Genomic DNA, 24,814 nt, shown 5'->3' on the forward strand with positions numbered 1-24,814 from the left:
AGTCCGCCTTTTTTAAGGTATTTATAATGAACTATGTATGGATTGGCGTTGCGCTGTCATTCAGCGCTGCAGCTCTGGCCGCTACTGATATCAGCACATTAACCGACGCAGAGCGTCATGCCTTAGCAGCTAAGACTGAGGTCTGGACTCCGGTACCGCCAGTGGTAACTGCAGTCAAAGGACAGGCGCCTTCAGATGCGATACAGCTATTGGATCACAATCTGTCTCAGTGGACGTCGGTGAATACGGGCGCCGAAGCGCAGTGGACTATGAAAGATGGTGTACTGACGGTCAAACCTGGCACGGGCGATATCCGCAGTAAAGAGTCGTTTTGCGACATTCAGCTGCATCTGGAATGGCGTGTTGGTAAAGATCGGATGGATAAAGAAGGCCAGTTGCGTAACAACAGCGGCATCTTTTTACAGGAAATGTACGAAATCCAGATTTTAGATTCGTACCAAAATAAGACCTATCCAAATGGTCAGGCAGGTTCAGTTTATAAACAAACTATTCCGCTGGCGAACGCAACCCGTCCGACAGGGGAGTGGCAAGAATACGACATCATCTACAAAGCGCCACGTTTTGACGGTGAAAAGCGCTTGTCGCCAGGTTATGTCACTGTGCTGCATAATGGTGTGTTGTTGCAAAACCATACTGAAATTGCTGGCACTACGGAATGGATAGGTGCACCTCAAGTGAAAGCGCACGGCTGCCTACCACTGAAATTACAGGATCACGGCGACAGCGTCAGTTTCCGCAATATATGGGTGCGTAAGCTGGATTAATACTGTCTCTAGTGCAAAAAGGCTGGTGTGGATACCAGCCTTTTTGTTATCTGTTGTTTTACTTCATCTCGGCGATAATAGCCTGTAAGCCTTTGAGCGAGGCTTCCACACTTTGCATCGGGGTCATACCGGCAGGGTAAGATTCCTGTTCTACCACTAACCATTGGGTGCCGCCTATGGTTTTATTGGCGCTGATCAAGGCTTTCCAGTCGGTGGTGTCTTTACCAAGAATAGGATTTTCAGTATTGCCAGGCTCTGGCGCCGACGCTTTGTAGTGCGTGGTAATAGTGCGGCCCGGATAAGCTCTAACAAAATCGACCGGATCTTTGCCCGCCACTTCAGTCCAGCCGACATCTTGCTGCAATATCACTTTGCTGTTGGTATTTTTACCTATCACATCCCATGGGGTTTTGCCCATTTCGCCCAGCATTTCTGGTTTGTGGTTGTGATAACCGACCTGCATACCTAAAGGGGTCAGTTTTTCTTGTACTGCGGCTAAATCAGCGGCTACGGCTTTTGCACCTTCAACGGTAAAAGCACGCTGATCCATTGGAATAATTAAATAATGGCAGTCTATCGCTTTATAAAAAGCGACAGTCGCTTCAAGTTGCTCTGGGCTAAGTTTCTCAAAAGGCACATGAGCACCTGAAGCTTTTAAACCAAGTTTATCTAAAAATGCTTTTAAACCAGCAGGGTCATTGGCGTAGTTGCCAAAAAATCCGGCAAACTCAACTCCATCAAAACCCATAGCGGCAAGTTTAGTGAGCGTGCCTTCAAAGTCGGCCTGCATCGCGTCTTTGACTGACCACAACTGCACACTCAATTGAGGTGTTGTCCCTGCAACTGCTGTTGTATCGGCATAGCTGAAACCAGCAGCAGTGCTGGCTAAAACCAGACTCAGTATTTGCGCAGTTTTTGTTAGTTTTTTCTTTAAAAAAGCATAACCCTGTCCTTTTTAATGGTATTGAAAGCGATTTCAGGGTGCTTTATTTTGGCTTACAGATCAATGCTAAATGCGTTAGTTGGCGGATTCTTGATGGATAAAGTAAGGTCAATACAGTGTCGGACTGCTACGCTTGTCTATTCTTTAAAAAATAGCCCCTTTGCAGGGGCTTCTAAAGTCAAACACCAGGGCTATCCACCACCTGGTGTTATCAGGGAAGAGGCTATCAAAGTGCCGGAGTTAACCACAGCACCTGATAAGGTAAAAGTTGTAAGGGTCCAGATGGCAGTTTCTGAGCTGTCAGTTCGTCGAACCATAATTGGCCTGATAAAGAATCACAGTGCTGTGGATGTTCAGAGAAGTTCACTACAGCCACCAGACGTTTGCCGTCCAGTTGGCGTTGGTATAAAAACAAATGTGGATTGTTATCCTGCAAAATCTCTGTCGTGCCTGAACCTAAGACAGGCAATAAGGCTCTGGTTTGGATCAACTGCTGCAATTGCTGATAAATCTGGCCAGATAAGGTATCGGTGTTAGTCGCCTGCGCTAATTGTTTATCTGTCACTGCCACTCGGTTGACCCAGCGGCTGTCGTCTTTTTTCGCAGGGTCCAGCACATAGCTGTAATCATTTTTTAAACCCAGCTCGTCACCCATATAGAGCAGCGGCAAACCGCCAATACTTAATATGACAGCATTGAGTAGATAAATCCGCTGTAGTGCGTGCTGCAGATGTGTTGGATTTTTGTCGATTTCGGCTTTTTCTACCCCAGCCAAAGACGCCAACATACCCGCTACACGGCAATCGCCTGTCACAGGGTTTTGCTGAAAGGGCACGCCAGAGGCAAAACTGCCTTCAAACTGCCCGGTATAAAACTGATTTAAGAACTGACGGTGATGGTCCGGATTCATGCCCAGTTGCCAGGCAATGTTGTCATCAAAAGTCCAACCAATATCGTCATGGCAACGGATGTAATTGACCCAGCTGCAGTGGGGGTTGATGGCAAAACGCTTACGCAAGGACTCGGTCAATAAACTGGTTTTACGGGTGGCTAAACTTTCCCACAGTAATGCCATCAACAGCGGGTTATAGGATAACTGGCATTCTTCCGGCGCTATGTATTTCACCACTTCATCCGGGTGCACTATAGCTTCTGATTTAAACTGCAAAGCCGGAGCCGCGATGCGGGCTACCGCATTAAAGGCTTTGATTAAAGTGTGCGCCTTGGGCAGGTTTTCGCAGTTGGTTCCTGCTTGTTTCCAGACGAAAGCTAAAGCATCTAAACGCAGCACCGAAGCGCCCTGATTGGCCAAAAACAACATTTCTTCTGCCATGGCATTAAAGACAGCCGGATTGGCATAATTTAAGTCCCACTGGAAGCTGTTAAAGGTGGTCCAGATCCATAAACCTGAAGTGTTGTCCTGAGTAAAACAGCCACGACGAATTTCTGGGAAAATCTCGCGCAGGCTGGGCGCAAACTGGTCACGCTCTTGTTCAGTCAGAAAAAAATAGAAATCACGGTATTCGGCATCACCTGCTTTGGCTTTTTCCGCCCAGCGGTGTTCGTCGGAGGTGTGGTTAAACACAAAATCCAGCACCGGCTTAATACCTTGTTGATGCAACTGCTGCATTAAATCGGCAAGCTGTTGCATGGAGCCTAGTTGCGGCATTGTGCTGCGATAATCAGAGACGGCATAACCACCATCGCTGTTCGGCTCTGGTGCTTTAAACAATGGCATCAGGTGCAGATAATTAATACCACTTTGTTTTAAGTAGGGAATGCGCTGTGCCAGGCCCTGAAAGTCTTTGGCAAACAGGTCGACATAACAGGCTGCTCCCAAAGCATCGGGAGTTTTGTGCCAGTCTTGTGGCTTATCATCTTGCTGACGTAAATAAGCTGGGCGCTGAGCAGAACTTTTTGCCAGTATTTTTAGCAACTGTTCCAAATGGTAATAGCAGTCATAATGATCGCCATACAAACTCAAATACAGCTCAAGCAGAACGGGTAACTGTTGCTCCAGCCTTAGCTGCAGCTCGTTCCAACTGTCTTTTGCTGTAGTTTTTAAAGATGAACTTAATCGTTTAAGTGTTTTTTGGCTTTCTACGCCTAACAGTTCTAGATTTTCCAGTAACTGTGTTGTGGTTTTCTGCATCTGCCCCGATCCGTGCCTGCACTATACTGTGCTTAATAGAACTTCATTTTCTCTATTTTGGCAAGGCTTTTAATGATGAAATGTTTAAATAATACGCTGAATATTTACAGCTGGCCTTCAATTCGCTAAAGTGAATCTGAAACGTTTTAGTTCTGGTGCTGGTTTTAGCATCTCACTTCAGGAGAATACAATAAATGAATCCGACTCCGGTCTGCTGTTTTGGTGAGGTGTTGATTGATTTTCTGCAGGACAAAACACAGCCTGGGCTGTTTCAGCGTTTTGCCGGTGGTGCTCCTGCCAATGTGGCCGTGGCTGTTGCCCGTTTAGGTGGACAGAGCAAGTTTATTGGCATGTTGGGTAAAGACATGTTTGGTGATTTTTTACTGCAGGAATTAAAAAGTTACGGTGTTGATTGCAGCGCAGTACGTCAAACGCTGGATGCGAAAACCGCTCTTGCTTTTGTCGCGCTGAATGAAGAGGGCGACCGCAGTTTCTCTTTTTACCGGCCACCTGCTGCTGATCTGCTGTATAAAGCGGAGCATTGTCCGACTGAGCTTTGGCAACAAAAAGGTATTTTGCACTTATGTTCCAATAGCTTAACTGAGCCTGAGATAGCTCAAACCAGTTTTGCTTTAGTAAGGCTTGCGCAGCAACAGGGCTGGTTAGTGTCAGTGGATGCTAATTTACGTCATAACTTATGGAGTGAAGGCAAAGCCAGCAGAGAGTTAGTGATCCAGTTACTGGAAATGGCCGATTTGGTCAAACTCAGTGAAGACGAGCTGGATTATCTTGCAGATGGTCAAAGCTCAGCAAGTTGGTTGCAGCATATTCTTGCTTTCAGACCCGCCTGGCTGGTGGTCACAGCTGGTGCAGCACAAGTACAAAGTTATAGCAAAGCGGACTCGTTTTCTGTACCAGTGACCTCTGTATCTGTCGTGGATACTACAGCGGCAGGTGATGCTTTTGTTGGAGCCTGGTTACATCAGATAGCACAGCAGTTAACCCAAGGGACGAGCTTTGCTGAGTTGTTGTCTGATCGAAGCGCCCAGCAGCAAATGATTGAAAAAGCTACAAAGGCGGGGTCGTTAACCTGTCAGAAATTTGGTGCTTTTGCAGCTTTACCCACAGCACAAGAGTGGGACTAATCATGTGTCCTTCGAAAATAAAAAGGGCTAACTTGTGTTAGCCCTTTTTTACTTATACCGAGATGTCAATATTCTGACCCAGGTTGCCGACAGGAACCGGACTTGGCGACTGCAATGCCGAAGACGAATTTACAGCGCTTTCCAGCAACTGCAAGGTTTGTCTCCCTTCCTGTTTTTGCTGGGTTTTTGCCAGACTGGCACCCAACAGTTCATAGCTCTGGCTAACTGCAGCTGAGCCTACGGATTGTGTCATAGTCACTCCCATGCCATATTTCCAACCATCATATCGGCAAAAGGATCGCGGACTTTAGAATTATTTTCAGGATCTGGAAAAAAGTGAAGCCGCTCGTTGCAGCGAGCGGCTTCGGTCTTTAGGCGTGCGGAGTGACTTATGTTCCAAATGCCTGAAGTTGTTGAACTATTTTCTAATAGTTCATAAATAAGTAGCAGATCTGCTAATGAATCATAGCCGTGGACTGAGAACGAATGCTGCGTTCCGGAATGATGCTGGGTAAAGCATTGGTCTGAACCGCTGGTTCCAGTGGGCGTATCGGCCGGGTAGGGCTTTTCTTCACTGTACCTTTTAACAAAGGCTCTGGCTTTAACGTATGTTGCCCAATTTTAGCAGCTAAACCTTGTTGAATGTCAGCGATAGTATAGCCAGTTTTGATTTTCATCCGTACATAAGGAATGCCTGCGGCTTCAAAAGCACCACTGACAAACCAGTCCGGTACAGCTTTATGGCCGTCTTTACTTGTGTTGTTGACCAGATCAACCACAGCAACAATGCTCATATCCGTCGGATCGCACAGAACAAAATCCAGATACTTGGCATTGAGTTTAACCGACGCTGCGATTCGTGATTTGGCATCTACATTGCTTTTTAATTCAAGAATGTCAGCCATTTTCACTCTGTTCATCACTTTGTACTTTCCTTTGACTGCCTGCTCCAGCATGTTCAGGTAAGAACGCTCGACCTGAGTAAAAAGACTGCTTTTCTTACTAAATGGAAAAGGATTGCCATGGCTCATAAAACGGCTGGCTAAAAAAGCTGCCACCACAACCAACACGGCTAATACTAAAATTAAAACTTCCATTAATGACCTCCGACAAACTTTTGACTCCGCAGCTCAAATAAGTTGGCTGCGCAGGGTATAAAGCATAAGGCGTGCCAATAAATTAGAATTAATGCTCTAATTTGTATAAGTTTGCTGAATGTCTGGCATATAGCCTATTGATAGCTGAAATGGTGGGGATCGGGCTGGGTTCGGCTTATAGTGAGGGGAACTCCTATTGCTACAGACAAGGATCACCAGAATGACAAGCAGCAACATTGCAGGATTAGAGATCAAAGGCCGCCTGCCGGCTGAATTTCAAAGCATATTAACGCCAGAGGCTTGCCGTCTGGTTGTTGAACTTACCCGCGAGTTTCGCGCGCCTTTAAAGCTATTACTGCAGCAACGCACTGTTGAACAGGCGCGTTATGACGCTGGCGCTTTGCCGGATTTTCGGGCTGAAACTGCGGATATTCGCTCTGGCGACTGGAAAATAGCAGCTATTCCGGCTGATTTGCAGGACAGAAGAGTAGAAATTACGGGTCCAGTCGATCGAAAAATGATCATTAACGCCTTAAATGCTGATGTAAAAGTCTTTATGGCCGACTTTGAAGACTCGCAAGCGCCGAGCTGGGATGGCGTGATAGAAGGTCAGATCAACTTACGTGATGCCAATTTAGGCAGCATCAGCTACAGCGATCCCCAGTCCGGTAAACAATATGCGCTGCGCGACAAACAGGCCTTGTTAATAGCCCGGGTGCGGGGTTTACATCTGTGGGAGAAACATTTAGAAGTGGATGGCGAGGCAGTTCCTGGTTCACTGGTGGACTTTGCCTTGTACTTTTTCCATAACTACCAAACTCGTTTAGCCAAGGGCTCAGGTGTGTATTATTACTTGCCCAAACTACAAAGTTACAAAGAAGCCGCCTGGTGGGACTCAGTGTTCCGCTTTACCCAAACTAAGTTTAATCAGCCAGTGGGCGCCATTCGCGCTACTGTATTGATTGAAACCTTGCCAGCAGTGTTTGAGATGGAAGAAATTCTGCATGCACTGCGTGAGCATATAGTGGCGCTGAACTGTGGCCGTTGGGACTATATTTTCAGCTATATCAAAACCTTAAAGAACCATGCTGACCGTGTTTTACCAGACCGTCAGGTGGTGACTATGGATCAGCCGTTTTTGTCGGCTTACTCAAAGTTACTGATCAAAACCTGCCATCAACGTGGCGCTTTGGCGATGGGCGGCATGGCGGCTTTTATCCCAGCCAAAGATCCTGTCGCCAATGAAGCGATCTTAACTAAAGTTACGGCGGATAAAGAACGTGAAGCCAGCAATGGCCATGACGGTACCTGGGTAGCACATCCTGGTTTAGCCGCGACGGCCAATAGGGTATTTAACAACTACCTGAAAGATGGCAGAACTAATCAGCTGCATATCAGCCGCTCTGAAGATGCGCCTGTCACTGCCGCCGATTTATTGGCGCCAAGCGCTGGTGAGCGCACCGAAGCAGGCATGCGCATCAATATCCGCGTGGCTTTGCAATACATAGCGGCCTGGATCAGTGGCAAGGGCTGTGTGCCTATTTATGGTCTGATGGAAGATGCGGCCACAGCAGAAATCTGTCGTACCTCGATTTGGCAGTGGATTAAACACGGCAAGACTTTGAATAACGGCCAGTTGGTCACCAAAGAGCTATTTGCGCAGATGTTGCAGCAGGAAGCTGCTGTAGTGCGCGAAGAAGTAGGCGAAGAGTTGTGGCAACAGCAACAGTTTGAGCGTGCTCAGGCTCTGCTGTTGCAAATTACCACAGCGGATCAATTGGTCGATTTCCTGACCTTACCTGCTTATGAATTGCTAACTGCTTGATCACTATGGGTCAGAGCCAGTGGCTTTGACCCATAGTTTCCTGAGTTACAAATGCAGCTCGTCTGCTACTTCTGTGATTAACCGCCGTAACCAGATATGACTGGCATCCTGATGCAATAACGGACTCCAGATCATTTTCAGCTCAATGGATGGAATAGGAAAAGGCGGATCAAGCACTTTCATCGTCGCGTCATTCTGATACAAAAGCGCAGCCCGCAAAGGTAAAGTTGCAATCAAATCGGTTTCCACCGCCAAATGCATAGCCACATGATAGTTTCGGGTAAATACACTGATATTACGCTGTTTGCCAAACTTGGCTAAAGCTTCATCCACCCAACCGAGTTTTTGCACATCAGCCGGATCCATACCTACACCGACACCAAAACCAGTTTTACTGACCCAGATATGTTGGGCCTTTAAGTAAGAGTCTAAGTTAAAATTACCAAGAATTGGGTTTAAGCTATTGACCAGACAGGCAAAACTGTCGCGCCAAATGGTTTTTTGATGAAATGACTGGGGTAATTGATCAAAGCGGTTAATCGCCATATCCACTTTGCCATTTTCAACATCATGAAAGGTCACGTCGGACGGCGTCATAATATCCAGCGATGTAGCTGGCGCCTGGGCCCGTAGTTTTTTCAGCAGCGCCGGAATAAGAGTGGAGGCCGCATAATCACTGGCCATAATACGAAATACTCTGTGGCTGTGCTCTGGTTCAAAATCTTTATTCGGTTGTAAGGTTTCTTCCAGGGTAAGCAAAATTCCCCGTACCACAGGTGCCAATTCCTTGGCGCGTTCGGTAGGCACCATACCGTCTGAGGTACGCACCAGAATAGGGTCGTTCAGCAAATCCCTCAATCGTTTTAGGCCATTACTCATGGCAGGCTGCGTGATATTCAGCCGATTGGCTGCACGGGTGACATTTTTTTCCCGCAGCAATACATCCAGATACACCAACAAATTCAGGTCAATTTTACTGATATTCATCTGCTTTCACTTCTTTATGGTTATTTGCTGTCAATTTGATGCTTTGTATATTCACACAATGAATGACGGGAATCAAAAAAATCAGCTACATGAATTCGAATATTGAAACCTATAGTGGATGTCAACAGCGGCAACTACTAAATGCCGGTCAAACAAAAGACAACACCACAGAGGATGCACCATGTCAGCTTATCAACAGACGATTCAACAACTGGAACAAAGCTGCAAAGCACAAGGAACAGGCTGGGCCGCTATCAATGCCGAGTCTGCAGCCCGGATGCAGCTGCAAAACCGTTTTAAAACAGGTTTAGACATAGCGCAGTACACCGCCGACATTATGCGCGCAGATATGGCAGCTTATGATGCAGACAGCAGCCAGTACACTCAGTCTTTAGGCTGCTGGCATGGCTTTATCGGTCAACAAAAACTGATCGCTATCAAGAAACATTTCGGCACGACCAAAGGTAAATACCTGTATTTATCAGGCTGGATGATTGCCGCGCTGCGCTCTGAGTTTGGTCCTCAGCCTGATCAATCTATGCACGAAAAAACCGCTGTGCCTGCGTTAATCGAAGAGTTGTATACCTTCTTAAAGCAAGCCGATGCCCGCGAGTTGGGTGGTTTATTCCGTGAGTTGGATGACGCCCGTGCTAAAGATGATCAAGCCAAAGCGGCCGAAGTACTGGCAAAAATCGATAACTTCGAAACTCATGTCGTGCCTATTATTGCCGACATAGATGCGGGTTTTGGTAATGCCGAAGCTACTTATTTACTGGCAAAAAAAATGATCGAAGCCGGTGCCTGCGCCATTCAGATTGAAAATCAGGTGTCGGATGAAAAACAATGTGGTCACCAGGACGGTAAAGTCACAGTGCCCCACGCCGATTTCCTGGCCAAAATTAATGCGGTGCGTTACGCCTTTTTAGAACTAGGCATCGAAAACGGCATTATTGTCGCCCGCACAGATTCCTTAGGAGCTGGTTTAACCAAGCAAATTGCAGTGACCAACGAGCCTGGTGATCTGGGCGATTTATACAACAGCTTTTTAGACGGGGATTACATTCAAAGCGCCTCTGATATCCAAAACGGCGATGTGGTGGTGAAAGCCAATGGCAAGCTGTTAAAACCAAAACGTCTGCAAAGTGGTTTGTTCCAGTTTAAAGCAGGTAGCGGAGTGGATCGTGTGGTACTGGACTGCATTACCTCTTTGCAACACGGTGCTGATTTATTGTGGATTGAAACCGAGAAACCTCATGTCGGCCAAATCGCTGAAATGGTCAATCGTATTCGTGAAGTCGTACCTAATGCCAAGCTGGTGTACAACAACAGCCCATCCTTTAACTGGACACTGAACTTCCGTCAGCAAGTGTTTGATGCATGGAAAACAGCAGGTAAAGATGTCTCTGCGTATGACAGAGCCAAGCTGATGAGTGCCGATTACGACACGACAGAGCTGGCGCAGGAAGCTGACAACCGTATTCAGACCTTCCAGGCGGATGCGGCACGTGAAGCAGGTATTTTCCATCACCTGATCACTTTACCGACTTACCACACAGCGGCCTTGTCGACTGACAATCTGGCGAAAGAGTACTTCGGTGCTGCAGGTATGTTGGGTTATGTGGCTGGCGTACAACGCAAAGAAATTCGTCAGGGCATCGCCTGTGTTAAGCACCAGAATATGTCTGGATCTGACATTGGTGATGATCACAAAGAGTATTTCTCTGGAGAAGCTGCGCTGAAGGCTTCAGGGAAAGACAACACCATGAATCAGTTCTCCTAACCTCTGGTTTATGGCTAAGTAATTGCTGAAAGACGGGAAGCTACTCAAAGTAATTGATGTTGCAGTCAACAACGCTGCAACTTCAAGTACGAAGAGAAATTTGATTTACGTGGTCGGGTTACACTGACATTGGCAGCCGCGAGGCTGCCTTTTTTATTGCGCTTTTCTATTGTAATTACGTTGTTTTAACAATAATGTTTCATAAAACGTATTCAGTTGAAGCCTGACGGTGAAATGCGTGTGTGTCTGAACTACTTGTTGTTGCCTGTGATCAGTGGCTTAACCCTTATCAGCGGTTGTATGGTGATACCGAAAAAGCCCCAACTTATGTTAATAAGTGTGAGATCTCCTGTGACCGGAAAACTCTAAAAGTAATAGACGCCAGCAAGGATACGAATAGCTACTACTCTGTCAGCGGCTTGATCCTCTTTCCGGTTTCCGGAATAGTTTCAGGGGCTTATGTTGCAATCAACAATATTTACCATTTGGGTGAGGAAACAATAGTCTGTGGCTAAATGAGCTTTGTTAAAACAGACTATGAAGGTGATACGCACAGTACAAAACTCCAAATATAACGGCTTAGAAGCAAATTACATTTTCTCTGCATCACAATAGTGTTACCCCATGGTTTGATAAAGCCGGATGGGGGAGAAGGCCATAGTCAAATTGGTCAGTCCGTTCAGTCTATAACTGAACGGACTGACCAAGGCAGCGCCGCGTGTCACCATTCAAAGCATGAGTCCTTCTATGTATTGATTAGGGGGCAACGATATCAGAAATAGAGACTTTGCCTTTTGAGCGTTGTTCGTAGGGTTCCAGCATGGTGACCACTTTTTTTGCGTTTGCGCTTCGGGCGAAGTTGACTAAGGTTTTGCCATCACAGACGACTTTATCTACAGCGTTTTGTTTAGATAAGCGATTGGCATTGAGCGTTTTATTCAGGCTGAGGCGGTCGTTATTCTGAGCATGGGTGCAGGTTTCAATCAAGATATTCTTGATCTGCAGATCCATAGAATTCTGAGCACTGGCTGTGGTGGATAAAGTTAACGTTGCTATAGCAAAGATGAGTTTGGTGTTCATTTGATAGCCCTCTGTAGTGATATATGGCTTTTGCCACCCCTGTATTTTGGCGTCCAACGCTTTATTTCTCCTGCTGTATGTGACAAGAGGTGCAGCAAAAGTGACCAGAAGACAGGGCTTACTTTAGGGTGGTTTTTGCGTAAAAAAGATACAAAAAAAGCCCGGCAGTTTTTCACTTTTCCGGGCTTTCTGCCATCAGAAACAGGCTACTTTGTTGGTAGTAGTTGAGATGACCAATCGGCTTTAAAACGTCTGGACGCTGCCACCGTCTGGCCATTGGAAAGTAATAACTGATAGTCGTTATTATGAGGCTGCACTTTGTGTACATGGTGCAAATTCACTATGGTGGAGCGATGCACCTGAGCAAATTGCGCCGGCAGGCGCTGCATCAGCTCTTTTATCGTCTCGCGGATAATCAGGTTTTCACCTAAGGTGTAGACACACATATAGTTGCCCGCTGCTTCAATCATCAGAATATCAATATCATCGAGCAGTAATGTTGAAGCGCCGGTTTTAAAAGTGAGTTTGCTTTGGGCTGCGGGAACAGGCAGGTCCTGTTGTTTGTCCAGAGCTGTTTTGGCGTCCAGCAGGGTTTGAGCCAGGCGTTGGCGTGATACAGGTTTGAGCAGGTAATCAAACGCAAAGTGCTCGTAGGCTGAAAAAGCATAATTGTCATAGGCGGTCACCAGAATAATCAACGGCGCTGCCATGGCTGAGGATTTATTCAGCTGCTTTAGCACCTCAATACCTTTAATTCCCGGCATCTGAATATCCAAAAACACCAGATCGACAGTGTTGTGCTGTAAATAAGCCAGAACCTCGTCACCGTTATCAAAACAAGCCTCGATCTGAATATTCGGATAAGTTGCCAGCTTGGCTTTTAAATTACTGATGGCTAACGGCTCATCGTCGGCTATGACAGTTTTAATCTGCTGCATGCAGTAACTCCAAAGGTAAAGAAATTTGTCCGGTAAATTTATGCTGTTCCTGGTGGAAACTTAAGCTGGCTTTGCCATGAAACAGTAAGCTCAGGCGTTCAGCCAGATTATGCAGACTGCCAAAACTTGCCTGTTGTGGCCAACCTGCAGCGAGCTGAGTTCCGGGGCCATTGTCTGACAGTTTTAACACTAAAGCCGATGCCTGTTGGCTAACCTCTATATCTATACTGGCATGGCCTTTTAGCTCAGATACGGCATATTTAATAGCGTTCTCAGCCAAAGGTTGCAGTAGTAAAGGTGGCACTTTTTGCTGCAAGGCTTGCTCATCTAATTGCCAGTTAATCTCCAAACGCTCACCAAAACGAACTTGTTGAATGGCCAGATAAGCAGCCAAAGCGTCCAGCTCTTCTTTTAACGGTATTAAATGCTCCGTATGATTTTTTAGCGAATGGCGCAGAAAGCTGGACAGTTGCAGGATCAGATTTTCAGCGTCCAGACCTTTGTGTTGCACTATCAAAGAGTTCAGAGCATTTAGTGTATTAAACATAAAATGAGGGTTCAGCTGATACCTTAGTACTTTTAAGCGTGCAATGCGGGCCTGGCGAGCCAGCTCCTGCTGCTGCCGGAATTCCGCTCTGTTAAACAGGTTGGCTTTGTAGACTAAAAACAGTGCAAACCAGCCTGCGATGGGCAATAACACCAGATTAAAAGCCAAAGCGTACTGCAATATCGAATCAGTTTCAGAGGGCATCAGGGCATAATTCATCATCAGATACTGGCGCACAGGAGTTAACAGCAGCCAGAGTGGAATAAGCCAACGCGCCAGCCGCACGGCTTGCTGTTTACTACTGATATTCCTCGCCAGCTCTTTTTGCCCTAGGTAACCTGTGACGATAAAGTTCACTGTGCTGATCAGGAAGTAAATCACCAGATAAGGGAAAACGTCTCTGTCATCCAGTGGAACCAACACCGCCAGATGGATAAATTTGATCAGCAGATAGCTTAACCAGAATACTAAATGCCAGTACCAGAACCTTTCTTTATTCACCTCAAAATTGACAGTCGCATTCATGTCGCCACTCCTTGCAGAGGCAGTTGAATGGACACCAGAAATCCCTGTTGTCTGGCCTGCACCACCAGACTTGCTGCCGTGCCAAAGTGTTGACTTAAACGGTTCTGAATATTGGTTAAACCCACGCCTGAACTTTGCCCCAGTTGTTTAACAGCCCGCTCACCGGGGCCATCATCTTCTACTTGCAGACAAAGTTGGCCATCCTGTTGCTGTCCGGCAATGGTAATAGTGGCCCCTTGTTGCTGGGTGGCGACGGCATATTTAATAGCGTTTTCAACCAGCGGTTGCAGTAGCAGGGCGGGGATCAGATGTTGACGCACATTCTGATCAATCCTCCAGTCGACTTTGAGTTTGTTGCCGAAGCGAGTTTTTTGTAAGGCCAGATAGGCTTCTATAGCGGCAAGCTCGTCGGCCAGTTTTACCAGACTATCGGGTGAGCTGCTTAAGGAATAGCGTAAAAAGGATGCCAGTTGTTCTGACATCAGCTCAGCGTCATCAAATCGTTCGGCTTCAATCAGCGCACAGACCGAGTTTAAGGCGTTAAAAGTAAAGTGTGGATTGAGTTGATGGCGCAAGGCCTGCAATTCAAGTTGTTGTATTTTCTGACTTAAACGTGCGGATTCTGCAAGGCGGAAATGACGTTGCTGGTTCAGAATATAAGCCAGATAAAGTGCGGTCCAGACAAAAAATGCCAGTGTATTGCTGTCGAGGTTACTTAATAAAAAACGCGGATCAAATTTGTCTTCTTTCATCGGGATCAGCCAAAAAGCATTTTCCGCAGGTACGTAGATACAAGTTAATAACAAAGCAGCCAGAACTAAGTGCCAGACCGCAAAATTATGCTGATTAATTTTGTACTGAGACCAGATCAGCAAAGCCCCTGTCACCAGCATAGCTGCAGCGTCACTGACAAAACTGATGGCTAAATACTGCAACGCTTCAGCTTTGTCCCACAGCAGATAATCCAGACACCAGCTCAACACACTTAGGGTGAAAATAATGCTCCAGAACAGGCAGTGGTAGCGCAGTAAAGGCTTGAGTTCAGAATTAAACACCGGGTTATTCCTGTCAGGGTTGATGTAGCCAGTATAACCAAAGACTTACCGAAATCGACCAGTGCAATGGTTCACTGGACGCAAAGGTGTGACCAACGGGTTTTGAGCTGAATTACTTTTTAATCTCTGGTTTTGTTGTCAGTGACGAGTGAAAAAATAACAATAGTAGTCCTTTGATAGCTGCGTTATGGTAGCCGCGTGCACTAAGTGCCGGATCTTGCTGTCATGACGCGACTTAACGCAGAAGTCAGGCAAATTATCCGGCTGCGTAGCTATTCTGCTTTTGATATGGCAAATTAGCGACGTTTGAAAAAATTAAGTTCAGAATAATTATAAGGAAGGGAAATGGAAGGCTTTATTAGTACGCTAAACAGCATAGTCTGGAGCCCGGCGCTGATTTACCTCTGTCTTGGTGCAGGGTTGTTTTACTCTCTACTCACCCGTTTTGCTCAGGTGCGTCATTTCAAAGAAATGTGCAAACTGATGCTCAATAACAGTGAATCCGAAAAAGGTATCTCGTCATTTCAGGCTTTGGCTGTGTCTTTATCCGGCCGGGTTGGGGTAGGTAACATCGCTGGTGTTGCCGCTGCTATAGGTTTTGGCGGACCAGGTGCTGTGTTTTGGATGTGGGTAGTGGCCTTTTTAGGTGCCAGCACCGCTTATGTTGAATCGACCTTAGGCCAAATTTATAAAGTCGAAGAAAATGGTCAATACCGCGGTGGTCCAGCTTATTATTTTGAGCGTTGTCTGGGCTGGCGCTGGTTAGGTATTCTGTTTGCTATTTCTGCCATTGTTGGCTGCGGTATCTTTTTACCCGGCGTGCAAGCCAATGCCGTTGGTAATGCGATCACCCAGGTTTTTGGTGAAGGCACAGCTGTGGTGACCAGCTTTGGTGAAGTGGGTAGTAACAAACTGATTGGCCTGGCTTTTATTCTGATTATTTTGGCCTTCATCATTTTTGGCGGTATTAAACGTATCGCAAACTTTACCCAAATCGTGGTGCCGTTTATGGCTTTGGGTTACATCATTCTTGCTTTGATCGTTGTGTTTTTAAATCTTGATAAAGTACCAGCTATTTTCAGCCTGATTTTCACTGATGCTTTTACGGCTCAGGCTGGTTTTGGTGCAGCTATAGGCTGGGGGGTGAAGCGTGGTATTTATTCCAATGAAGCAGGCCAGGGCACAGGTCCGCATGCGGCGGCCGCTGCAGAAGTTGAACACCCGGCTCAGCAAGGTTTAGTGCAGGCTTTTTCTGTGTATGTAGACACTTTATTTGTCTGTACCGCAACAGCTTTAATGATCCTGATCACCCAGCAATACAACGTGCAAACCGAAGACTTTAATGCTGTTGCTGGCACAGGCACTATGATAGTGCAGAATATTGATGCAGCGACCGAGGTTGCCTCTCCAGCCTTTACTCAGTTAGCTTTATTAAGTGTGTTTGGTCAGTTTGGTCAGGTGTTTGCCGGGCTTGCGATCTTCTTCTTCGCTTTTACTACAATTCTGGCCTATTACTACATCACTGAAACTAACGTCGCCTACTTAAATCGTATATTTAACAACAAGTTGCCAAGTCTTGTTTTCAAACTGTTATTAATGTTTATGGTCGCCTACGGCACAGTGAACAGCGCAGGTTATATCTGGAACATTGGTGATTTGGGAGTCGGCATCATGGCCTGGGTGAACGTTCTGGGTATTTTGCTGATTTTCTTTATGTACAAGCCAACCATGCGCTGCCTGCGTGATTACGAAGAGCAGAAAAAGAATGGTGGCCCTGTGACTTTTGACCCTGTGAAGTTAGGCATTAAAAACGCCACTTTCTGGGAAAAACGTTTGGAAAAACAGCAGCAAGAGAACAAGTAACTCTTGGATTATTCTGCAAAAGGAGCTGATAACCAGCTCCTTTTTTTATCAACACAGGAGTCTGGGGTGATTGCTAAAACCAACCGCTTAACTTTACGGGAACTTCAGCTTGCCGATGCTGCTTTTGCTTTGCGTTTATATAACGAGCCCAGCTTTTTACAGCACATAGGTGACAAAGGGGTTCGTACTCTGGCTGATGCCGAAAAGAACCTGCAGCAAGGCGCTATCGCCAGTTATGCACAGCATGGTTATGGTATGTGGCTGGTAGAAAATCAGCAGGGCCAGGCTATAGGATTATGTGGCCTGATAAAACGTGATTTTTTAACCGAAACTGACTTAGGTTATGCCTATCTGCCACAATATTTTGGTTTAGGCTATGCGTATGAAGCTGCCAGCGCAGTATTGGCTTATGCCGCAGAGCACACAGAGCTTAAAACACTGGCGGCCATAGTGTCACCGGCCAATCTGGCGTCTAAGGCTTTATTGCAGAAATTGGGATTTGCACAGCATGGTCAGGTATTGGTGCCGGATAAAAATGAAATGGTTGATTTTTATCGTGTTCAGCTCGACAAAAACTAACTGAGCCTGAACTCAATTGCTGTCCTGCTGCCTGTCCTTTTGTTGTTTCAGATAATCTTCATAGCTGCCATTTTGCCGCTCCAGACATTGAGCTTTTACCTGAGGTGGAAGCTGATTGCACTGGGCTCTGTGGTCACGCTGCATTCTGTTGAACCACCATTCATCTGAGCCGACTTTGCTATAAGCACAGGCACTTTGTAGTAATACCAGCAGCAGTACTAGGGCGCAACGCATATTTGTCTCCTTCTGTGGCTTACTAAAAGTATGCTCTGCAACAGTTTGTATTACCAGACTTTTATCCGGGTTTGTTCAGGCCTTAGTTGTCACTAAAAGTTCATCAAAAAAAATCAAACAAGCAGTGCCTAAACTTTTATGCTGTTGAAAACTCAATTCACCGGCTGAGACTGTGCAAAGCAAACGATCCCGCCTGCTGTTACCTGAACTGATCCGCCTGGAAGCACTGATAGAGACTTTCCCCACCAGGGTAAAAGCGACGGAGCTGGCCCGTTTTCAGTCTGGAACACATGCTTATCCCAGTTATTTAATTGAGCTGGCAGAGTTTGATCCAGCTAAACCATCACTGCTGTTAACCGGAGGTGTGCATGGTCTGGAGCGTATTGGTTCAGCGGTGCTGATCGCGTTTTTAGAAAGTGTGCTGCAACGGCTGGAGTGGGATCATGGTTTACAGCACCAGTTAAGTCAGCTCAATCTTTTAGTTTTACCCATGGTAAACCCCGTCGGTATGGCCAATCACAGCAGAAGTAATGGCAATGGCGTAGATTTAATGCGTAATGCCCCTGTCAATTGCGAAGAGAAAGCCGCATTTTTAGTGGGGGGGCAAGGTTATTCACCGCGTTTACCCTGGTTCAGAGGCAACCCACAACAACCCGAAGCTGAAAGTCAGGTGCTGTTCGAACTGGTGCGGCAAAAGCTGTTTCAAAGCCCATTTAGTCTGGTGCTGGACTGCCATTCAGGGTTTGGGCAGGTCGACCGGATCTGGTTTCCTTATGCCAAAAGCCGCAAACCTGTGCCACATCTGGCCGAGCTATACCGGCTGCGCCAGTTGTTATTTGACTGTTATCCGCATCAGGCTTACGCCTTTGAACCTCAATCCTTGCATTATTTATGTCATGGTGATGTCTGGGATTATCTGTATGACGAGTCGTTGCAAAGCAGTACGCTGTTTTTACCCCTGACTTTGGAGATGGGATCCTGGAACTGGGTGCGGAAAAATCCGTTTCAGTTGTTATCCAGTTTAGGTTTATTCCATCCGGTGAAACCTCACAGAGTCAAAAGGGTATTGCGCACTCATTTAACCCTGTTTCATTTTCTGATTGCAGCTACTGCCTCGCATCAGGAGTGGCGACGTGCACTTTACCCCCGAATGCTCAGGCAGGAGGCGATGGAGTTATGGTATTGAAACCGGAGCAAAAACCTGTGCTGTTATTGCGTGGTTTATTGCGTGAAAGCCGGCATTGGCACGACTTTCCGTCTTTACTCAGTGCGAAGTTACAACGTCCTGTATTGACTTTGGATTTACCAGGCTGTGGTGCCTTGTATCAACAGTCATCAGCCAGCTCCATTCCGGCGTTGCGCTCGCAATTGCAACAACAATGGGCTGAACGTTACCCTGAGGAGCAAGGCAAAGCCTTCGATCTGGTCGCTATTTCTATGGGGGGAATGCTGGCGCTGGATTGGGCGCTGAATGCACCAGAGCAAGTGAATTCTGTGACCTTAATCAATAGCAGCAGTGCAGGGTTAAGCCCGTTTTGGCAGCGATTACACCCCCGTAACTATCTGAAAATATTACTCTGTGTCGTAGCAGGGCCATTAAAACGCGAAGAGCTGATCTGGCAAATGACAGTGAATTCGCCACTCCAATCTGATGTTTTAGAGTTGTGGCAGCACTGGGCCATCCAACACCCGGTCAGCAGGAGCAACGCGTTGCGCCAGCTTTGGGCCGCCAGCCGTTTTCAACTGACAGCGCGGCCTGCTTGTCCTGTCTTTGTGGTCTCTGGTTTGGCCGATCAACTGGTATCGCCGCTTTGCAGTCAGGCGCTGGCACATAAGCTAAATGCTGCTTTACTGACCCATGCAGAGGCAGGGCATGATCTACCGCTGGAAGCCGGGCCCTGGCTGGCCGATGTTATAGATCAAAACTTAAATGAGGTTTACCGGCAATATAGTTGCGTCTGAAGGTGGTGAAATAAGTGGCTAAATCAGCACTTGCCTGATGATCTCCGGCCAGTTCCAGCACAGCTATACCCACTTCTGCAGTACAAAGCTGATGATCATGCGCAGCTTCACGCAGTTGATACAAAGAGCTCTTCTCCGGTTGAATTCCCAGCACAGGAAAGTCATCTAAATAGGGGCTTTTACTGAACATCTTTTTCGCTTCACGCCAGGTGCCATCGAGCATGACAAACAGCGGGATTTTATCGCCTGTTTTTACTTCGTTGATACAACGTTCAGCTGCCGCGTATTGCTGCGGAAACACCACTATAGGGGCGTATTTGGGGTTTTTCAGTAAGGCCAAAAGTTCTGGATCAGGCATTGTTCTGTCCCAGACAAAAGCAAAGTTTTCCGGCGCCACATCGGCAATTAACCGGCCGGTATTGGTCGGTTTATAGGCTTCACCTTTATACATAACAAAACAAAAAGCGCTGCGGCTTGAGGCTTTAGGTTTAGCAGCACAAATACAGTCAGGCACAGGCAATAAACACAAAGGGCAGCGAATAACACGGCTACCGCGGGCATTAAAGACCCGGACTGTTTTTTGCAGCTCGCGCTCACGCAGCGCCATCACCGAATTGATATGAGACACAAGACTAATCCTTGATTGCCGCAAACACTATGTCTGCTCAGGCGGCGGCATTGTACTTAAGCCATCCGCTTTTGCATACTCTGCCGGATACAATGTGTGGAAGCGTTGGCTTTGTGGATAAGGAAACACATCTTCTACTATGCCATCACGAATGCGTTGCTGTTTTTGCTGCCAATACCCGGCGTCCATCAGTTCAGGATGGCTCTGAATAAGCATCTGGCGAATGTCGTTTTGTGCTGTGACATAAGTGGTAATTTGTTCCGGGAATACATCGCCGGGGCCGACTGAATACCAGGGCTCGTTACTTAACATATCGTCGTAGTTGTCGGTTTTTGGAATAAAGCGGAAATTCACATCTAAAAGGTACTGTACTTCGTCATAGTCATAAAAAATCACCCGGCCGTGGCGGGTTACACCAAAGTTTTTCAGCAGCATATCGCCGGGAAAAATATTGGCGGCAATCATATCTTTTAGCGCCTGACCATAATCGGCCATCATTTTTACTTTTTGCTCATAGCTTGCCTGCTCCAGATACAAGTTCAGCGGCAGCATGCGGCGCTCTATATACAAATGCTTGATAATCACCCTGTCATCTTCAATCTGCATCGAACCCGCTATGCTTTGTTGCAGCTCCTGCAGCAATTCGGGGCTGAACCTGTCAAGCGGCAAGGCAACATCTGAATACTCCATGGTATCTGCCATACGGCCCACCCTGTCATGTTTTTTCACCAACAGATAACGGGCTTTGACGGTATCGCGGCCAAATTCTTTGGTAGGGGCAAACTTATCGCGAATGACCTTAAACACATAAGGAAAAGAGGGCAGAGTAAACACCATCATCACCATGCCGCGAATACCTGGTGCTGCGACAAACTGATCGCTGGATTTATCCAGATGAATGAGTAGCTCACGGTAAAACTCGGTTTTGCCTTGTTTGTGCAGGCCCACAGAGGAATACAGCTCGGCTAGCGTTTTATGCGGTAGCAACTCTTTTAGAAAATGCACCAAAGCCGAAGGTACTGTCATTTCCACCATAAAATAAGCGCGGGAAAAACCAAAAATAATGGTCATTTGTTGTGGGTCAGTGATCAGCGTATCGACATAAATGCCTTGCTCCTCATCATGCAGCAGCGGAATAATAAAAGGCTGCTGGCCGTCTGGCGTGACCACTCGCCCTACGATATAAGCCGCTTTGTTGCGGAAAAACAGCGATTTTAAAATATCAAAGCGCACCAGATGCACAGGAAAATGACCATGGCTGGATTGGCCGATAAAAGTGCGGACCAACAAGCGAATATCCCGCTCTAAATCGACAAAGGGCGCCTGCAGCTGAAAACTGGCGACAATGGCTCTGATACTTTGTTTTAAACCATACTGGGCAGGGAAATAGCTTTCATACACCGAAGCCACAGGCGCAGGTAAACGTTGTTTGCTTAAGGTGGACTCGACAAAAATATTCTGATTATGAAAATACTTACGCTCGTATAAACGGCAAAACACAGAATTATAAAAGGTTTCAGCCAGCTCAGCCTGAGGGTGAAATAACAGATACTGCTGGTATTGCTGCTTCACCTGTTGCCACAGGCACTCATTTAATTCTGCCCCTGTCAGCTTTTGTTGCAGCAAGGCCAGAGTTTCATTCACCCGCAAGTCGTAATAAGAAATCCGCTCCGAGCTGATGCGTTGCAATTCCAGCCAGTTTCTCTGCGCAAACCCCTGTTGTGCTAATGCGGTGATTTTTTGAAATAAAGCAAAATGGCGGCGAAAGCCTTTTAAAATCAGATCAGCTATTTCTGTAGCTTGCAGCATAACCACATACCCATGAAGAACCCTGTAGTTCAGAAATAACTGAAATCCGACCAGATATCAATTGTTGGGTGGGGGAAGGGGGGGATTGCCCCTTACTTTGCTTTTTGAGGTGTAGATTTGTTCGATGTTTTTATGGTCTATTCTGTTGTTTTTCCTTTAAACTCATTGAAATTGAATCAATAAATTGGATTGGGGCAAGGTGCAAGACCTGACCCCATAGGTTATACCCAGATTGATGGTGCTGTGATTGCCAATCAGGATGCAGCAGGCAATGACTTGGGCAATCTGACGCTGGATACCGGCACTTTGGGCTTTAGTGACATCAAAGACCACGATAAGGAAGATAGCTACTACCTGAATGTGGGCTTTAACGCTGGTGATAATACAGGCACTAACCAGCCTGAAAGCGGAACTACCTATACCGCCAGCGGCAGCGTATCGAGCCACGATAAAGAACAAATCAACAGAGCCACAATCGGGGATGGCACTCTTACAGTGCGGGACAACCCGGAGCAAGACCTGTCGGGCTTAAACCGCGATACTGCACTGGCACAGCAAGTCACCAAAGACGAGTCCAGCAGCACAGAGCTGTATGCCAGTTCCACTTCTGTGGAAAGCGTCGGAAATTTAATCAGCAACCCTGGTACGCAGCTGGAGCAGTGGCAAACCAATGTTGAAAGCATCGGAGACACCAAAGCCTGGGGCATAGTGGCCGAAAATGGGACTGACGCACTGGAAGATACGTACAACGCCGCATCTAAAGCCGTGTCAGAAAAAGACCTGAAAGCAGGCAATTTCTGGGAAGCGCTGGACAGCACTCACAAAATCACGCAGCTGAAAAATGACTTAACCCGAACCCCTGAAGGTTTGGCGCTGCTTGAAAAACTAAAAAGCGACGACCCGGATGAGCGATTGGCAGCTCAGGCTGAGCTTGGGCAATGGGCGCAAGATAAGTTTGGTATCGATCCAAGTGAAATTCGTTTTTACGATGGCAGCGAAACGACCAGCGATTCCCTAAGAGACACGGTACTGGCTGATGTGAAAGGCGGCACAGTACTGGAAGAGGGCAATAGCGAGTTCGGCAATATTTTTATCAACGTGGACAAAGCCACGGATGGTAAAGACATGACCAACACTCTGGGTCATGAAGTGTATGAGACTGTGACATTGCAAACACAGGGCACGAATGATGCTGCACAAGAAGTCATCGCAGGCATGGTAGGCGAGCAATTGGCCAACCGCATCGACCAGGCGATGGGGGGAGCTCTGGCCACGGTGAGCACGGGCGGTCTGGGTAGTACTGCTACAGTACAACAGGGCACGCAGCATGCGAATGCGGTAGGAAATGCTCGGGTGGATTACTATTTGACGAAAAAGACGGTAGATGAAGTGAAAAGCTGTTTAGCTGGACAAACATGCTCAAGCGCCGAGCAAAAAGCAGCGGTCTTGGGCCGTGCAGAAGCATTAAGTAAGGTATTAGATAATGAGTTGAATCAGGTATGTAAAAACAGCCCTGAAAGTGACGCTTGTAGAACTGCTGTAAATTCAGCAACGCAATATATTGCGATGGTCGATGCATGGAAGGTACTAAATGACGATACAAGCAGGTCGTCACAAAACACCTTTGATTATGTATACAACAGTGACGGTGCAGATGGACGATTTGCTTTGTATTACAACACTATCGATAATCGTGCCGACTTTTTTGGTGCCAGCAATCAGTATGAACAAAACCTTGGGTTAGGAGTAAAATGGTACGGAGGCGCAGAGTTTGTGAGCCGCGCACCTTTAACAGGATTAGGGGCTGATGGTAATGCTTCATGGGCGACATTTGGTGCTGGTGCGATCTTTTTCCCTTCAACTTACAATCCGTTCAGTGAATCAGAATTGTATGAGTGGCGTAATGAGGCAGGTAATACATTGATCAATGCAGGTTTTGACAATTTCAAGAATCTTTACAACCAGACAGTCACAGATCCTGTAGCGTGGGATATTAACCAACTAAGAAGTGAACAGCAGGCGTTGCAGCCTGTGCATGAAAAGTATTTGGGGGATAGATCGTGGTTTGTTGACTTTTCTAAAGTTGTTACTGATACCAACATAAATCCATTCTTTTATAGTCCACTGTTTTCTATGGATGAGCGGCAGGGGATGCCGGGAGGTATTGATATCCTTGATTATAAATCCCGTGTGACGTTTGGTTGTAAATTGCTAGGGCGTCCAGAAGTCGAGGGCTGTAAACCATGAACCAACCTTATCCATCTTTGAAAGTGTTTCTGGGGTTTGCAATCTGCCCATTTTTAGCTGGGAGCTTTTTATTCCTAATATCAGACTTTTATAGTTTTTTCTCTAGTGGTAATCCAACATTGATTCATAAGTCAGGTATTGGAGGGGTATTCATTTATTTAGCTTTTGGGTTATATGGGATTTTATTCTGGGGGATCCCCGCGTTCGTGCTGGCTGGACTATATGTGCACTTGAAATTACTTGCTTCTTATAGAGTCTATTTCATGGTGTTTCTATTAGGTGGTTGTTTGGCTCATTTTTGGACGTATTTGCTGGCTTTGGTTATTTTCAAAAGAGAATTCGCTTCAGAAACAATCTTTGAGCTCTCTAGCTACAAGCATTTTATGTTCTTTGCCCTAGGCTCTTGTTCATCGGTGTTGATGGCATATGTTGTATTACCCAAAGAAACTATTGTTAAAAAAGAGGCGCAGACGGAGGAGGAGCCACGCTAATAAAGTTCGCTGTCCCGTTCATACCGTTCACATGATTTGGGCTCTTAAATTCAACAGGTTTTTGTTTAAAACTTAGCCATCAACCTGTTGTAACTGCTAAAAAATCTGGCCACTTTGCCGGATTTTTTTATGCCTGTAGCTT

23 protein-coding genes are annotated in these 24,814 nt (G+C 46.5%); 11 read left to right on the plus strand and 12 right to left on the minus strand.

What is annotated here, in order from left to right; translation table 11 throughout:
• Window positions 1–26: 26 nt before the first annotated feature.
• Window positions 27–785, plus strand: coding sequence for a 3-keto-disaccharide hydrolase (locus WH43_RS15110; RefSeq protein ID WP_053425422.1), 759 nt, complete (start codon window positions 27–29; stop codon window positions 783–785).
• A gap of 58 nt (window positions 786–843) precedes the next feature.
• Here the strand turns inward: WH43_RS15110 and WH43_RS15115 are convergent, their stop codons facing one another.
• Window positions 844–1,602 carry a sugar phosphate isomerase/epimerase family protein gene (locus tag WH43_RS15115; RefSeq protein ID WP_286049843.1) on the minus strand — a complete coding sequence of 253 codons (759 nt, stop codon included), beginning with the start codon at window positions 1,600–1,602 and terminating at the stop codon, window positions 844–846.
• Window positions 1,603–1,954: 352 nt separating this feature from the next.
• Window positions 1,955–3,880, minus strand: a complete 1,926-nt coding sequence (locus WH43_RS15120) for an alpha-amylase family protein (RefSeq protein ID WP_082335812.1) — start codon at window positions 3,878–3,880, stop codon at window positions 1,955–1,957.
• A 194-nt stretch (window positions 3,881–4,074) separates the two neighbouring features.
• On the opposite strand from WH43_RS15120, the gene WH43_RS15125 reads away from it, so the two are divergent.
• Window positions 4,075–5,025, plus strand: coding sequence for a carbohydrate kinase family protein (locus WH43_RS15125; RefSeq protein ID WP_053425424.1), 951 nt, complete (start codon window positions 4,075–4,077; stop codon window positions 5,023–5,025).
• A 52-nt stretch (window positions 5,026–5,077) separates the two neighbouring features.
• On the opposite strand, the gene WH43_RS15130 is transcribed toward WH43_RS15125, so the two are convergent.
• Both WH43_RS15130 and WH43_RS15135 read right to left on the minus strand, forming a co-directional pair.
• Window positions 5,078–5,278, minus strand: coding sequence for a hypothetical protein (locus WH43_RS15130; RefSeq protein ID WP_053425425.1), 201 nt, complete (start codon window positions 5,276–5,278; stop codon window positions 5,078–5,080).
• 202 nt (window positions 5,279–5,480) lie between these two features.
• Entirely contained in the window at window positions 5,481–6,122 is a 642-nt protein-coding gene (locus WH43_RS15135) for a DUF2726 domain-containing protein (RefSeq protein WP_053425426.1), read from the minus strand.
• A 220-nt stretch (window positions 6,123–6,342) separates the two neighbouring features.
• Here WH43_RS15135 and aceB point away from each other — a divergent pair, with 220 nt between their 5' ends.
• The gene (gene aceB / locus WH43_RS15140) at window positions 6,343–7,947 is read left to right on the plus strand and encodes a malate synthase A (protein WP_053425427.1); all 1,605 of its coding nucleotides are present in this window, start codon (window positions 6,343–6,345) and stop codon (window positions 7,945–7,947) included.
• 45 nt (window positions 7,948–7,992) lie between these two features.
• Here aceB and WH43_RS15145 read toward each other — a convergent pair whose 3' ends face one another.
• Window positions 7,993–8,934: a LysR family transcriptional regulator gene (locus WH43_RS15145; RefSeq protein WP_053425428.1), complete on the minus strand. Its 942-nt coding sequence runs from the start codon at window positions 8,932–8,934 to the stop codon at window positions 7,993–7,995.
• 181 nt (window positions 8,935–9,115) lie between these two features.
• On the opposite strand from WH43_RS15145, the gene WH43_RS15150 reads away from it, so the two are divergent.
• A complete protein-coding gene (locus WH43_RS15150; RefSeq protein ID WP_053425429.1) occupies window positions 9,116–10,714 on the plus strand; it encodes an isocitrate lyase in 1,599 nt (532 codons plus the stop codon).
• 242 nt (window positions 10,715–10,956) lie between these two features.
• Entirely contained in the window at window positions 10,957–11,229 is a 273-nt protein-coding gene (locus WH43_RS19880; protein ID WP_286049800.1) for a hypothetical protein, read from the plus strand.
• Between the two features lie 241 nt (window positions 11,230–11,470).
• On the opposite strand, the gene WH43_RS15155 is transcribed toward WH43_RS19880, so the two are convergent.
• The 4 genes from WH43_RS15155 to WH43_RS15170 all read right to left on the minus strand — a co-directional run bounded on the left by WH43_RS15155 (window position 11,471) and on the right by WH43_RS15170 (window position 14,859).
• Window positions 11,471–11,851 carry a DUF3718 domain-containing protein gene (locus WH43_RS15155; RefSeq protein WP_286049801.1) on the minus strand — a complete coding sequence of 127 codons (381 nt, stop codon included), beginning with the start codon at window positions 11,849–11,851 and terminating at the stop codon, window positions 11,471–11,473.
• A 149-nt stretch (window positions 11,852–12,000) separates the two neighbouring features.
• Entirely contained in the window at window positions 12,001–12,732 is a 732-nt protein-coding gene (locus tag WH43_RS15160; protein ID WP_053425430.1) for a LytR/AlgR family response regulator transcription factor, read from the minus strand.
• The gene (locus WH43_RS15165) at window positions 12,719–13,804 is read right to left on the minus strand and encodes a sensor histidine kinase (protein WP_053425431.1); all 1,086 of its coding nucleotides are present in this window, start codon (window positions 13,802–13,804) and stop codon (window positions 12,719–12,721) included. Before WH43_RS15165 ends, WH43_RS15160 begins: the two co-directional genes overlap by 14 nt.
• Window positions 13,801–14,859 carry a sensor histidine kinase gene (locus WH43_RS15170; protein ID WP_053425432.1) on the minus strand — a complete coding sequence of 353 codons (1,059 nt, stop codon included), beginning with the start codon at window positions 14,857–14,859 and terminating at the stop codon, window positions 13,801–13,803. The genes WH43_RS15165 and WH43_RS15170 overlap by 4 nt, the downstream gene beginning before the upstream one ends.
• Before the next feature lie 345 nt (window positions 14,860–15,204).
• Here WH43_RS15170 and WH43_RS15175 point away from each other — a divergent pair, with 345 nt between their 5' ends.
• The gene (locus WH43_RS15175) at window positions 15,205–16,722 is read left to right on the plus strand and encodes an alanine/glycine:cation symporter family protein (RefSeq protein WP_053425433.1); all 1,518 of its coding nucleotides are present in this window, start codon (window positions 15,205–15,207) and stop codon (window positions 16,720–16,722) included.
• A gap of 66 nt (window positions 16,723–16,788) precedes the next feature.
• A complete protein-coding gene (locus WH43_RS15180; RefSeq protein ID WP_053425434.1) occupies window positions 16,789–17,301 on the plus strand; it encodes a GNAT family N-acetyltransferase in 513 nt (170 codons plus the stop codon).
• 12 nt (window positions 17,302–17,313) lie between these two features.
• Here WH43_RS15180 and WH43_RS15185 read toward each other — a convergent pair whose 3' ends face one another.
• Entirely contained in the window at window positions 17,314–17,535 is a 222-nt protein-coding gene (locus tag WH43_RS15185; RefSeq protein WP_053425435.1) for a hypothetical protein, read from the minus strand.
• Window positions 17,536–17,707: 172 nt separating this feature from the next.
• Between WH43_RS15185 and WH43_RS15190 the strand changes: the two genes are divergently transcribed.
• The gene (locus tag WH43_RS15190; protein WP_053425436.1) at window positions 17,708–18,721 is read left to right on the plus strand and encodes a DUF2817 domain-containing protein; all 1,014 of its coding nucleotides are present in this window, start codon (window positions 17,708–17,710) and stop codon (window positions 18,719–18,721) included.
• The gene (locus tag WH43_RS15195; protein ID WP_053425437.1) at window positions 18,712–19,497 is read left to right on the plus strand and encodes an alpha/beta fold hydrolase; all 786 of its coding nucleotides are present in this window, start codon (window positions 18,712–18,714) and stop codon (window positions 19,495–19,497) included. The genes WH43_RS15190 and WH43_RS15195 overlap by 10 nt, the downstream gene beginning before the upstream one ends.
• Here WH43_RS15195 and WH43_RS15200 read toward each other — a convergent pair.
• Both WH43_RS15200 and aceK read right to left on the minus strand, forming a co-directional pair.
• Complete coding sequence (locus WH43_RS15200; RefSeq protein ID WP_286049804.1) at window positions 19,448–20,125, minus strand: tRNA-uridine aminocarboxypropyltransferase; 678 nt, start codon at window positions 20,123–20,125, stop codon at window positions 19,448–19,450. The two genes, WH43_RS15195 and WH43_RS15200, sit on opposite strands and share 50 nt — an antisense overlap.
• 27 nt (window positions 20,126–20,152) lie before the next feature.
• Window positions 20,153–21,934 carry a bifunctional isocitrate dehydrogenase kinase/phosphatase gene (aceK, locus tag WH43_RS15205; protein ID WP_053425439.1) on the minus strand — a complete coding sequence of 594 codons (1,782 nt, stop codon included), beginning with the start codon at window positions 21,932–21,934 and terminating at the stop codon, window positions 20,153–20,155.
• Between the two features lie 189 nt (window positions 21,935–22,123).
• Between aceK and WH43_RS20800 the strand changes: the two genes are divergently transcribed.
• Together WH43_RS20800 and WH43_RS15215 are read left to right on the plus strand one after the other, a co-directional pair.
• Window positions 22,124–24,181 (plus strand): hypothetical protein, encoded by a 2,058-nt coding sequence (locus WH43_RS20800; RefSeq protein ID WP_286049805.1) that lies wholly within the window; start codon window positions 22,124–22,126, stop codon window positions 24,179–24,181.
• Window positions 24,178–24,672 carry a hypothetical protein gene (locus WH43_RS15215; RefSeq protein WP_053425440.1) on the plus strand — a complete coding sequence of 165 codons (495 nt, stop codon included), beginning with the start codon at window positions 24,178–24,180 and terminating at the stop codon, window positions 24,670–24,672. Before WH43_RS20800 ends, WH43_RS15215 begins: the two co-directional genes overlap by 4 nt.
• The last annotated feature ends 142 nt before the right edge of the window (window positions 24,673–24,814 follow it).

This window comes from Rheinheimera sp. KL1 (genome assembly GCF_001275035.1).
GTDB classification, from domain to species: domain Bacteria; phylum Pseudomonadota; class Gammaproteobacteria; order Enterobacterales; family Alteromonadaceae; genus Pararheinheimera; species Pararheinheimera tangshanensis.